General features: G+C 41.0%; 11 protein-coding genes. 9 read left to right on the top strand and 2 right to left on the bottom strand.

Annotated features, from left to right (window positions below):
* Window positions 1-95 precede the first annotated feature (95 nt).
* Entirely contained in the window at window positions 96-713 is a 618-nt protein-coding gene (locus WKF69_RS00885; protein ID WP_340378688.1) for a polysaccharide deacetylase family protein, read from the bottom strand.
* A gap of 104 nt (window positions 714-817) precedes the next feature.
* On the opposite strand from WKF69_RS00885, the gene WKF69_RS00880 reads away from it, so the two are divergent.
* The 5 genes from WKF69_RS00880 to WKF69_RS00860 all read left to right on the top strand — a co-directional run bounded on the left by WKF69_RS00880 (window position 818) and on the right by WKF69_RS00860 (window position 6,091).
* Window positions 818-2,167, top strand: a complete 1,350-nt coding sequence (locus WKF69_RS00880; protein ID WP_340378686.1) for a TolC family protein — start codon at window positions 818-820, stop codon at window positions 2,165-2,167.
* A 31-nt stretch (window positions 2,168-2,198) separates the two neighbouring features.
* Window positions 2,199-3,566 carry an efflux RND transporter periplasmic adaptor subunit gene (locus WKF69_RS00875; RefSeq protein WP_340378684.1) on the top strand — a complete coding sequence of 456 codons (1,368 nt, stop codon included), beginning with the start codon at window positions 2,199-2,201 and terminating at the stop codon, window positions 3,564-3,566.
* 75 nt (window positions 3,567-3,641) lie between these two features.
* Window positions 3,642-4,640 (top strand): NAD(P)H-dependent glycerol-3-phosphate dehydrogenase, encoded by a 999-nt coding sequence (locus WKF69_RS00870; protein ID WP_340378682.1) that lies wholly within the window; start codon window positions 3,642-3,644, stop codon window positions 4,638-4,640.
* A gap of 180 nt (window positions 4,641-4,820) precedes the next feature.
* Complete coding sequence (locus WKF69_RS00865; RefSeq protein ID WP_340378680.1) at window positions 4,821-5,141, top strand: hypothetical protein; 321 nt, start codon at window positions 4,821-4,823, stop codon at window positions 5,139-5,141.
* Window positions 5,142-5,632: 491 nt separating this feature from the next.
* On the top strand, window positions 5,633-6,091 hold the full coding sequence (locus WKF69_RS00860; RefSeq protein ID WP_340378678.1) for a redoxin domain-containing protein: 459 nt from the start codon (window positions 5,633-5,635) through the stop codon (window positions 6,089-6,091).
* A gap of 75 nt (window positions 6,092-6,166) precedes the next feature.
* On the opposite strand, the gene WKF69_RS00855 is transcribed toward WKF69_RS00860, so the two are convergent.
* Window positions 6,167-8,053, bottom strand: coding sequence for a DEAD/DEAH box helicase (locus WKF69_RS00855; protein WP_340378676.1), 1,887 nt, complete (start codon window positions 8,051-8,053; stop codon window positions 6,167-6,169).
* Window positions 8,054-8,486: 433 nt separating this feature from the next.
* On the opposite strand from WKF69_RS00855, the gene WKF69_RS00850 reads away from it, so the two are divergent.
* The 4 genes from WKF69_RS00850 (at window position 8,487) to WKF69_RS00835 (ending at window position 11,818) form a co-directional block, all read left to right on the top strand.
* Window positions 8,487-9,203: an orotidine 5'-phosphate decarboxylase / HUMPS family protein gene (locus WKF69_RS00850; protein WP_340378674.1), complete on the top strand. Its 717-nt coding sequence runs from the start codon at window positions 8,487-8,489 to the stop codon at window positions 9,201-9,203.
* Window positions 9,204-9,226: 23 nt separating this feature from the next.
* On the top strand, window positions 9,227-10,261 hold the full coding sequence (locus tag WKF69_RS00845; RefSeq protein WP_340378672.1) for a zinc-binding dehydrogenase: 1,035 nt from the start codon (window positions 9,227-9,229) through the stop codon (window positions 10,259-10,261).
* Window positions 10,262-10,292: 31 nt separating this feature from the next.
* The gene (locus WKF69_RS00840) at window positions 10,293-10,934 is read left to right on the top strand and encodes a DUF1080 domain-containing protein (RefSeq protein WP_340378670.1); all 642 of its coding nucleotides are present in this window, start codon (window positions 10,293-10,295) and stop codon (window positions 10,932-10,934) included.
* Window positions 10,935-11,017: 83 nt separating this feature from the next.
* On the top strand, window positions 11,018-11,818 hold the full coding sequence (locus tag WKF69_RS00835; protein ID WP_340378668.1) for an SDR family oxidoreductase: 801 nt from the start codon (window positions 11,018-11,020) through the stop codon (window positions 11,816-11,818).
* Window positions 11,819-11,824 lie beyond the last annotated feature (6 nt).

Genomic DNA, 11,824 nt, shown 5'->3' with positions numbered 1-11,824 from the left:
AATTTATTTATAAGGGACTGATTTTCTTGCAAATGTTTTTTGCAATTTTTTCTGGCTTTATACTTTGCAATCGAGTTGGTGGCTTTGCTCAGTTTTTAGAACATTTTAAAGCCATAGCCCTGCGACTGAAGGGTTTTTAATACAATGGGCAATGCATATTCAAGGCGTGGAAACGCTTTTTCGCTATCATGAAAAACAATTATAGATCCATTCTTGACGCTCTTAAGCACGTTTTGTACACATTCATCCCCGCTAATATCTGGATCAAAGTCTCCGCTAAGCACATCCCACATGATGATTTCAATATCGGGTATTATTAACTTCAGTTTGCTGATCTGTGATTTTTTTATTCTCCCGTAAGGAGGCCTGAAAAGATTTGGTTTGACCAGGCTGGCGCATTTTTCTATATCCAACAAATATTCTGTATCCGGGGTCTTCCATCCCTTAAGATGATTGAAGGTGTGGTTGCCGACAGTGTGACCGTTGGATAAGACGTCGTTATATATTTCCGGATAGTTGCTTACATTATCACCAATGCAAAAGAACGTGGCCTGAACATTAAAGTTTTTTAGTGTATTTAATACAAATGGTGTAACAACAGGTATAGGTCCATCGTCAAAAGTCAGATAAACATATTTTTCTTTCCGGTTTTTATGCCAGGTGAGTGTGGGGTATAACCATTGCAGCCAAAACGGAGAGTTTGTGAGATACAAATCGCTTTTATATTAATTTATCACGAAGATAAATATGTTAAGTAATTTATAGTATTAATTTTATCGGGGGAATTCTAACCATTTTGATGTTGTTTAACAATTATATGAAACAAAAAAACCTAACAGGATTTTCAAAATACTCTGTTTTAGTGGTGACCTTATTGATCTTAAGCTCAGTTAGTCTTCAGGCGCAGGAAAAGATCACTTTAAAGAGGGCAACGGAACTTGTAGTTGAAAACAACCTTCAGATTAAGCAAGCCCAGTTTTCAGAAGCTATCTCTGATGAGAACCTCAGGCAATCGAAATATTCCTTATTTCCAACCCTGAACGCAAATACCAGCCTTAACTTTAATTTCGGCCGAAGTATAGATCCTTTGACAAATCAATTTGTTAATCAAGGTATTACTTCAACTAATGGGAATATATCATCTAATACTCCATTGTTCGGAGGATTTCAGCGGATAAATATAATTTCTCAAAACAAACTTCAGCTAGATGCTGATAAGAGCTTTACCCAGAAGGTGAAAAATGACCTTGTGCTCGCGGTAGTAACAAATTATTTAACGGTGCTAAATTCGCAGGATCTTTTGACCGCCGCCAGACAGCAGTTAGATATATCCAGACAACAACTGGACATCGAGCAAAAGTTTTTTGATGTTGGAAATCGTACTCTTGCTGACCTTTCGCAGTCAAAATCTCAGGTAGCAACGGCTGAACTAAATGTTACTAATGCTCAGAACCAGGTTGACCTTTCATTCTTAAACCTGGCGCAATTACTTGAGCGCGACCCCTCCGTGCCTTTTGAGGTTGAAAAACCTGCGGTAAATGACGTGGCAACAGTAAACACCGCCTATTCTGCTGCGGAAGTATATAAATCTGCATCAGCAAACTTTCCGGATATTAAGTTAGCGGAATTGAGGAAACTGGTTTTGCAGAAGGAAATAGACATCGCCAAGAGTGGTTATTATCCTTCCTTGAATTTACAGACAGGGATGGGCACACGTTATTCTAACGGGTCCTTTAGCAATACATCTTTTGCAAGTCAGGTACAAGATAATTTTAACCAGTTTATAGGATTCGGACTAAGCATACCCATATTTAACGGATTCTCAGCAAGGTCTGCGGTGAGGAGAGCCAAAATCAACTTGCTGAATGGCGAAGTTAATGAGCAGCTTGCAAAAAATAACCTCAATAAAGTTATTAATCAGGCTGTGTACGACCTTCGAGCAGCTGAAAAGAGATATGCTTCAGCTCAGGTAGCGTTCGAATCGTCAAGAGATGCATTCAATGTAATTGAACAGCGATATGCGGTAGGTTTGGTAAATTCACTTGATTTTAATCAAGCGCAGACAAACTTAAATAAAGCACAATTCGATCAGATCCAGGCACGTTATGATCTGATTTTCAGAAGCAAGGTGATTGATTATTATCTTGGAAACCCAATAACCTTTTAATTAGAAAAAACTTCCCCCTTATAAAACAAACATGGCAAAGAAAAATAATACATTAAAGTATGTGCTTATTGGAGCAGGAGTGCTGTTAGTGATAGCAGTGGCCGGAAGCAAGCTCGGCTGGTTCGGTAAAAGCGAATCCGTTCAGATTGCTGTAGAAAAGGCAACTTCAAGAACAATTGTGGAAACCGTTTCAGCAAGTGGAAAGGTCCAGCCCGAAGTTGAGGTTAAATTAAGCGCGGAGGTTTCTGGTGAAGTAGTGCAGCTACTTGTGAAAGAAGGGGATGTTGTTAAAAGAGGCCAACTGTTGTGTAAAGTTCGTCCTGATGTACTTCAGTCAGGGTACGATCGTGCGGTTGCTTCATTGAACAGTCAGCGTGCGTCTCTTGCGGGTTCACAACAATCACTTAAACAAGCAGAGGCTAACTTTACCAATACTACTGCAAAGTATAAACGGAATCAGGAGTTGTTTTCCAAAAAGGTTGTTTCGGCGGCGGAGTTTGATGCTGTAAAGGCGGAATATGAAGCAGCACGTGCTAACCTTGGAGCTGTACGTCAAAATGTTGTGGGATCCAGATTTGGGGTTGAGCAGTCAAACGCTGTAGTTAAAGAAGCTGGAGCTAATCTTGCTAAAACCACAATCTACGCACCAACTGATGGCGTGATCTCGAAATTGTCTGTTGAGCTTGGTGACAGGATTTTGGGTACATCTCAAATGGCAGGTACTGAAATTATGAGAATTTCTAACCTCAGTTCAATGGAAGTTAGCGTAGATGTTAATGAAAGCGATATAAACCGTGTGTCAGTAGGAGATGGTGCTGAAATAGAGGTCGATGCCTTCCAGAATCAAAAGTTTAAAGGCGAGGTAACCGAGATAGCAAGTTCTTCCAATGTTGTTGGAACTTCAACTGATCAGGTAACAAACTTTACTGTGAAGATTCGGATCCTGCCGGATTCATATCAAAAGCTTATTCGTGCGGATAGCGCCAACCCTTCTCCATTCCGCCCTGGACTATCTGCAACGGTAGATATTCAGACCGAGGAGTTTAAGGGAGTTGCAGTGCCTATCCAATCGGTAACTACACGTGAAGAAAAGAAAGAAGCTAAACCCGAAACAAATTCTGGCCCTCCTGCTTCAGGTGCAAATGCTGATAAAGAAAAGAAAAAGGACACTGAACCCGTTAAAGAATATGTATTTGTGTACAGCGGAGGCAAAGTAAAGCAGGTGCGGGTTACTACCGGCATTCAGGATGATACCTATATCTTAATCAAAACCGGCCTTAAAGGCAACGAAGAGATAGTCTCAGGACCATTTACTGCTATCTCCAAGGGGCTTAAGGATGGGGCTATGGTTGAAAAGGTAGATAAGGACAAGCTTTTTGCAAGCGAAGCTAAGAAGTAATTTCTGAGAAATCGTTAACTTGTCCCTCCCTGAAAGCCTGGCTTTTAGGGAGGGATTTTTGTTTATATAAATCGGATGAAAAATAGTATAGCAATTGTTGGTGGAGGAAGTTGGGCGACAGCTATAGTTAAAATATTAGGTGACAACCTTGTGGATAAGGATGTTTATTGGTGGATGCGGAATACCGAAGCTATCGAACACATAAAAAAATACAATCACAATCCGCACTACCTGAGCTCTGTTGAGACACGGCTCCCAAATGAAAATCTAAGCAGCGATCTCAAAGAAATTATAGCCCATTGTAATATGGTTCTTCTGAATGTTCCTGCAGCTTTTTTAAAAGAAGCATTAAAAGGAATAACAGCAGACGATTTAAAAGGGAAAAAGATCATTTCCGCAATTAAGGGAATAGTACCGGATGATAACCTGATCATAGGCGAATTTATGAACAGGAATTATGGTATCCCCTTCGATGATATTTTGGTAATAAGCGGTCCCTGCCATGCGGAAGAAGTAGCGCTTGAAAAATTATCATATCTAACTATTGCGTGCCAGAATCTGGACTTGGCTGGCTCTTTCGCTGCTATGCTCAATACGCGATACATCAAAACCATTGTGTCGGATGATATTTATGGAACTGAGTATGCAGCCGTTCTTAAAAACATTTACGCTGTAGCAAGTGGTATCTGTCACGGTGTTGGATATGGTGACAATTTTCAGGCGGTGCTTATTTCTAACGCAATCCGTGAGATCGAAGCATTTGTTCGTGCTGTACATCCCATTAACAGGGATATAAAAGAATCGGCTTATCTAGGGGACTTGATGGTAACCGCTTATTCCCAATTCAGCCGCAATCGTACGTTTGGCAACATGATAGGGAAAGGCTACACGGTAAAATCGGCTCAATTGGAAATGAATATGATTGCTGAAGGATATTATGCCGTTTTGTGCCTTCATCAGATCAATAAAACCTATAAAGTTAATATTCCCATCTGTCACGCTGTGTATACTATTCTCTATGAAGGCCATTCACCGCAAATTGAAATGAAATTGCTTTCGGAGCAACTGACGTAAAATAGAGTCAAGAGCCAAGAATCAAGAATTAAGACTTCGTCGGAGAGGTGATTTCGCCCCCGGTTCCACTCTGTATGTTTCCAGTCTTTATTCCTTGCTCTTTATTCCTTGCTCAAAGAACATTTTCCCTTTTTTAAAACCATCCTATCTAAAGCAGTGTTTATAAAGAAAAACATAGCCATGAAGAAAATGACCACAATATTAGGACTTGCCGCAGTAGCAGGAGTAGCCTATAAAGTATTAACACACAAAAAAGCAGACGGGTCTACTTTATTAGATGACCTGACAGAAGCAAGCAAGGGTTGGTCCGATAAACTTAATGAATTTGCAGAAGCAAATAAGGGTTGGAAAGACAAGTTCAACCAGTTTGTTGATAACGTTAAAGACACGTTAATGCCTGGTATGAAGGGGCCGAATGGTGAAGACGTTTTTACCGATATGTATAAGAGAAACTATTATACCGACGGCCAGGGTGGCAGGGTATATATGGATGAGGCTTAAAGTTTTTTATCGCAAATATTCCAAAGGTCTGGCATCGGTCGGTAAGCAGGTATTGTCTTGTTTCACATCCTTTGCGGGACCTTTGCGCGTCGAAATTAATTACTGGTTCTTTTAAATCTTTACTGGCTGACAATTTTAGCCATGTTTCTTTTTATTTTTTCTAATTACTTTCTGGGCACCAACTCTGGTTACCAATTATTTATCAACCTTCTTTTTGTTTCTAAAATGTTATATTTAGCATGGATCTTAGATGCGCCGTTCCTAATTTATCATTACATCCTCCTATATATAAATTAATTTGCCAATTAATAGTATTAGATGACATTAATCTTTACGAAAACTTAATGAATAGGTAATCATATGATAATGTATCCCTTTATAATTTAAATTAATATAGTGATTTTCAGTCAAATGATTTTCAGCACTAATAAAATATGATAATGACCTTCAAAGCCAGATCTCGCATCTTTAAGCTCGTATGTTTTACATTAATGTTTACGTGTCTAACCCGCGAAATTTATGCTCAAAGTGGTCCCGCTCAAATTATTCCTGATTTTACATTTATCAGGCTTAATGGACAGTCTTTTTCAAGGAAGAACCTGGCCAAAAACAAGAAGGTAGTTATTGTCTTTTTTGATGTTACATGCGATCACTGTCAGAACGAACTGAGAGCTGTTTCCCAGAAGATAGATAGCTTTAAAAATGCGGAATTTTATCTGGTGTCTATGGATAATGCAGCATCCATCCAAACTTTCATGAAAAAATTTGCTCCTAATATGAATGGAAGAACGAATGTGACTCTACTGAGAGATTCAAACCGGCAATTTATTGTCCGTTTCCGCCCAGTTCAGTTTCCGGCCACCTATGTTTATGATTCTAGCCTTCGATTAATTAAATACTTTGGCCAGAACAGTAAAGTTGCCGATATTATAAGCGTGGTGAATAAATAATACCCATTTTAATTCTTAGAAACGAAAAGAGGCTATCCATTTACGACAGCCTCTCTTCTTAGGAATATACTTTGTCTAGATGCGTCTGCGTCTGTCTCCGCCTTCACGACGACCACCGCCAGAACTGCTTCCACCCCGGTCTTCACGGCGTTTCCCTGAGAAATCACGGAAGCCGCCACCGCTTCCGCCTTCACGACGTCCGCCACCACCGCTGTTTCCGCCACCACCGCTGTTTCCACCGCGATAACCGCCTCCACCGCCTTCACGACGAGGCGAATTGCCACGATATCCACCGCCAGAACCACTCCGCTCGCTTCCTGGGTCACGATCGCCTGCCATTTCTATGCGCACGCTTCTTCCCTGAAAATCAACAGTTTTGAATCCTTCAATAACTTTATTTACTTCAGAATCTTCAACTTCGAAGAAGGTAAAGACACCCTTGAGGTCAATTTTCCCAACGCTTTTTCCGCTGATTTTCGTGTTGTTGCAAATAAATCCAAGCATGTCGCCACGTGTGAAATCATCCACTGAACCGAGGTTCATAAATAAACGGGTATAACCAGCACTTGATCTCGTGCCTCGATCCGGACGGTCGCCGCGTTCTCCACGCTCACGTTCGAATCCGCGGTCGTCACCCGAAATATTAAGATCCGGAGCTTTGGAATAATATTCAAGGAAACTATTGAACTCAAGAGAAGCAAATCTTTTGATGATCTGTTCTTTATCAAGATCTTTAAACTCGTCCATAATACGAGGAATGTATTGCTCTATCTGAGCTTCATTCACTTCAACGTTGTGAACTTTATGGATCAAAGCAAATAATTGCTTTTCGCAAACATCAAAACCGCTTGGAATTTCAGCTTTAGTAAACTGTTTTCCAAGTGCACGTTCAATGTGACGGATCTTTCCTAATTCCTTAGAATTGATAATTGCTATCGAAATGCCAGTTTTACCGGCACGACCGGTACGACCACTACGGTGAGTATAATTTTCGATTTCATCAGGAAGCGAATAATTGATTACGTGTGTAACGTCGTTAACGTCAATTCCACGGGCTGCAACGTCAGTAGCGATCAGTAATTGAAGGCTCCGATCGCGGTAACGCTTCATCACCTTATCACGTTGCTGCTGCGACAGATCGCCATGAAGTGCATCTGCGTTATAGCCATCCTTCATTAAGGATTCAGCTATTTCCTGTGTTTCAATTTTTGTGCGACAGAACACAATACCGAAAATCTCAGGATTGAAATCTACAATGCGCTTAAACGCAGCATATTTATCGCGCGCTTTTACAATATAATATTCATGTTCGATATTGACGTTTCCGGTATTTTTGGTACCCATGGTCAGTTCGAACGGATCTGTCATGTATTTTTTTGCAATACGACGAACTTCTGTTGGCATAGTCGCTGAGAAAAGCCATGTTTTTTTATCGTCAGGGGTTGTAGATAAAATACTGTCGATGTCTTCCTGGAAGCCCATGTTCAGCATTTCATCAGCTTCATCAAGGACAACGAATTGTACCTGTGTGAAGTCGATCGCTTTCCTGTTAATGATGTCAAGCATCCGGCCCGGAGTGGCCACTACGATCTGTACGCCGCGTTTGATCTGGCGTAACTGATCTGAAATATTTGCACCGCCATAAACCGCAACAACGTTAACGTTCTTCATGTTTTTGGCATAATTCTTCACGTCGCTGGTGATCTGTAAACAAAGTTCACGAGTTGGGCAAAGAATTAATGCCTGCGGGTAATTTTCCTCGAAATCTAATAGTTCTAATAGAGGGAGGCCAAAGGCAGCCGTTTTACCGGTTCCTGTTTGAGCTAATCCGACAAAATCGTTGCTGCCTGAAAGTAATACCGGGATAGATTGCTCCTGGATTGGTGTGGGATTTTCGAATCCCAGTTCAGTTATGGCATTAACAATATCATGACGGATACCCAAGGTACTAAATGGGTTCATGATAATATTTAAAGCAAACAGCCTTATTGCTGAAAGCGCCGCAAAGGTACAGTTTTTATTTAATTTTAAGAAGATTTCCCGTGACTAATTTCTGCTTTCACGTTTGCAATATAATTTAGATGTTTTTTGAAAATTATTTTAATCTGTATATATTAGTTATATCGCATTGATGTCATTCTTTGTGAAATTTACAGGCTTACCAATTAATTGGATCTGAAACGTTTGGTTTCCGAAGGTGATGAGCAGGTATTTTGTAAAATTTTTGATCATCATGGGGACAGTCTCACGAAGCTTTTATTATAAGGGAGTTAAGCATGAGAAATACTGAGTATCAGGATTGGACAGAAGAGAGTCTTGAATTTGAAAAACTTAATACGTTTTGCTATTGATCCGCTTCTTTTTTGCTCAGACTATTTAACCCGATAAAAATCACATGTTACCCATAGTTCAAATTTCACTGGATCTCACCAATATTGACGAGGCGCTCGAAACTGCCGCAATGGCCATGCGGGCTGGTGTAGACTGGCTCGAAGCAGGAACACCGCTAATCCTCGCAGAAGGTTTGCATGGCGTGAAGCAATTGCGTAAAGCCTTTCCAAATACCCCTGTCGTGGCGGATCTTAAAACGATGGATGGTGGTTATCTTGAAGCTGAGATGATGGCCAGAGCCGGGGCTACTCATGTGGTGGTAATGGCACGGGCGCATGAAGAAACTATTAAGTGCGTGGTTAAAGCGGGTCATGACTTTGGCATTAAGGTAATGGGCGACAATCTTGGTTGTCCGGATATGATTGAATCAGCGAGATGGCTCGAAGACTTAGGTTGCGATTATGTTATCCATCATATTGGTTACGATGAGCGGAGAGGTATAGCTGCCCGGGGGCAACGTATGCCCAGTCCTATGGATCAGCTTCGTGAAGTGGTAAGGGCTGTAAATGTTCCTGTTCAGGCGGTAGGCGGATTAACATTGGAACAGGCTATTATGTGCCCTGAGTATGGTGCTCCATTAGTGGTTTTGGGAGCGCCATTAACTATAGATGCCGAGGCATTTAAGACTGCCGATGGTAACCTGGAAGAATCTCTTCGTTTGATATGTGCTAAAATACATGCCCATGGCGATGTCAATTTTAATCAAATCCGTACTATTTAAAACTAATTATAATTCTAACCAAAATGGCAACAGGCGTTAAATCTGAGGCAGTTATTAATTATTCCTCTGAAAAAGGTTCTGTAGAAATCAGAGAAATATCCAAACCCGAGATAGGTGAAGAAGATGTGTTGCTTGAAGTGGTGAACGTCGGGGTTTGCGGAAGTGATTTACATCAGTGGACTGCCGACCATAGCTGGCGGGTAAATTATCCTGTCGTTCTTGGACATGAATTTGGGGGACACATTGTGGAACTGGGTAAACGGGTAACAAATTGGAAGATCGGCGATAGAGTGGTTAGTGAAACAGCAGCGGTTATCAATCCAGAGAGTACCTTATCCCGAACAGGATTGTATAACCTGGATCCAGACAGAAAAGGTTTTGGTTATGGTGTGAACGGAGCCATGACCAGGTTTGTAAAGGTTCCGGCCAGATGTCTTCACCGGATACCTGATCATCTGCCATTTCAAGAAGCATGCCTAACAGAACCCTGCTGTGTTGCTTATAATGCAGTAGTAGGCAATTCCAGGATTAAGCCCGGGGATCGAGTGATAGTTCTCGGTCCCGGTACTATAGGTATTCTTTGCGCAGCAATGGCAAAATTATGTGGGGCTGAAGTTGCAGTTGTAGGACTGGAAGGAGATCGAAATAGACTCGAAATTGCTAAAAAATATGGATGTGAAGTAATTATTGGTGATGCAACAGATTGGTCCAAGCGTACGGATAGATTAGGGGCTGATTTCGTTATTGATGCCGCAGGCTCCAGTATGACCCTTAAAATAGCCATGGATCTTGTACGTCCTAATGGCCAAATTACAAAAGTGGGATGGGGCCCGCAACCACTGGGGTTTTCTCTAGATCCATTGGTTCAGAAAAACATCACTCTGCAAGGGAGCTTCAGCCATAACTGGCCTGTATGGGAGAAAGTAATCGCCCTCTTAGCCAGTGGCATTCTTAACGTGAAACCGATTATTGGAGGAGTCTGGCCAATTTCACAATGGCAGGAAGCATTTGAAAAAATGCATCGGGGAGAAGTGGTAAAAAGTATACTTAAGCCATAAAATAAATTGTACATATTAATCTAAAAAACTCATGAGAAAACTAATCGCATTGTTGGCCATTCCTCTTCTCTTATTGTCATGTTCCAGTTTAAATCATAAAAAGGACAGAGACGGATGGATCAGCCTGTTTGATGGCAAAACGCTTAACGGATGGAAAAAAAATGAAAATCCGGGTACATTTAAAGTCGAAAATGGCACCATCATGGTAGCAGGATCTAGGTCGCATTTGTTTTATGATGGCATTGTTATGAATCACAATTTCAAAAATTTTGAATTTAAGGCGCAGGTAATGACCAAGCCGGGTGCCAATTCAGGTATATATTTCCATACCGCCTTTCAGCAAATCGGGTTTCCTTCCAAAGGTTATGAAGTTCAGGTGAATAACTCACATACCGACTGGCGCAGAACAGGCAGTTTATATGCTATTCAAGATGTAAAGGAAGTTTATGTGAAAGATAACGAATGGTACGAAGAGTATATCATGGTTCAGGGCAAGAATGTTACCATCAAAATTAATGGCAAAACGGTGGTGGAATATACGGAACCTGAAAATGTAGGCCGGGAGCATGTTGGTGGCCGTGCCATCTCTGACGGTACATTTGCCTTGCAAGGACATGATCCTAAAAGTGTCGTATATTATAAAGACATCATGGTGAAGCCATTGCCTAATTAATTTCAGCCATTACAACAAATTTGCTTTTGCGTAATACTAATACCCGATTGTCGGTATTACCCAAAACTATTTAACTGATCAGTATGCGCTTGCGGGATAAAGTAATCATTATTACAGGAAGTACAACCGGAATCGGTAAAGCAATTGCAGTACGTTGCGTAGCGGAAGGCGCCAGGGTGCTTATTCACGGTTTGGAAGAAGACTGGGGAAAATCAGTAATTAAGGAATTAGGAAAAGATAAAGCACGGCTTCACATTGAAGATATTAGCCAGGAGGGTGCTCCAGGGCGTTTGGTTGATCTTGCAGTTCAGTCGTTTGGAAAACTTGATGCCGTTGTTAATAATGCTGCAATTGTTTCCTCTTCTAACATTCATACAACCGATAAGGCTTTTTTACAAAGAATTTTAGAGGTAAATATTATAGCTCCATTTGAATTAATAAAAGCTGCATTGCCTCATTTAGAGAAGCAGCGTGGCTGTATATTAAATATCGGATCAGTAAATGCATGGAGCGGGGAGCCTAATCTTTTTGCATACAGTATTTCTAAAGGCGCCTTAATGACGATGACAAGAAATCTGGGTGATACATTACACCGGGAGAATATGGTTCGGGTAAATCAAATAAATCCTGGCTGGGTACTGACAGAAACAGAAATGCAAAGAAAAAAAGAGCATGGTTTAGCTGAAAATTGGTATGAAGATCTGCCTTCAGTCTATGCACCTGCTGGCCGAATTTTATGGCCGTCTGAAATTGCCGCAGCTGCTGTTTATTGGCTGGCTGACGAAAGTGGCCCTATAAGTGGCCAGGTAGTAGATCTTGAACAACATCCTTTTATCGGACGTAATCCCCCAAAAGACCCATCAACTATTAAAATATCCAAATAATAAGTT

The organism is Daejeonella sp., from assembly GCF_037719425.1.
Taxonomy (GTDB): domain Bacteria; phylum Bacteroidota; class Bacteroidia; order Sphingobacteriales; family Sphingobacteriaceae; genus Daejeonella.
The sequence above is the reverse complement of the archived record's forward strand: the minus strand, read 5'-3'. Positions and strand labels throughout refer to the sequence as shown.

Excerpts from the sequence above, each read along its gene's own strand:
- WKF69_RS00880 (WP_340378686.1), top strand. The coding sequence starts at position 818 with ATGAAACAAAAAAACCTAACAGGATTTTCAAAATACTCTGTTTTAGTG.
- WKF69_RS00875 (WP_340378684.1), top strand. The coding sequence starts at position 2,199 with ATGGCAAAGAAAAATAATACATTAAAGTATGTGCTTATTGGAGCAGGA.
- WKF69_RS00870 (WP_340378682.1), top strand. The coding sequence starts at position 3,642 with ATGAAAAATAGTATAGCAATTGTTGGTGGAGGAAGTTGGGCGACAGCT.
- WKF69_RS00865 (WP_340378680.1), top strand. The coding sequence starts at position 4,821 with ATGAAGAAAATGACCACAATATTAGGACTTGCCGCAGTAGCAGGAGTA.
- WKF69_RS00860 (WP_340378678.1), top strand. The coding sequence starts at position 5,633 with ATGTTTACGTGTCTAACCCGCGAAATTTATGCTCAAAGTGGTCCCGCT.
- WKF69_RS00855 (WP_340378676.1), bottom strand. The coding sequence starts at position 8,053 with ATGAACCCATTTAGTACCTTGGGTATCCGTCATGATATTGTTAATGCC.
- WKF69_RS00850 (WP_340378674.1), top strand. The coding sequence starts at position 8,487 with ATGTTACCCATAGTTCAAATTTCACTGGATCTCACCAATATTGACGAG.
- WKF69_RS00845 (WP_340378672.1), top strand. The coding sequence starts at position 9,227 with ATGGCAACAGGCGTTAAATCTGAGGCAGTTATTAATTATTCCTCTGAA.
- WKF69_RS00840 (WP_340378670.1), top strand. The coding sequence starts at position 10,293 with ATGAGAAAACTAATCGCATTGTTGGCCATTCCTCTTCTCTTATTGTCA.
- WKF69_RS00835 (WP_340378668.1), top strand. The coding sequence starts at position 11,018 with ATGCGCTTGCGGGATAAAGTAATCATTATTACAGGAAGTACAACCGGA.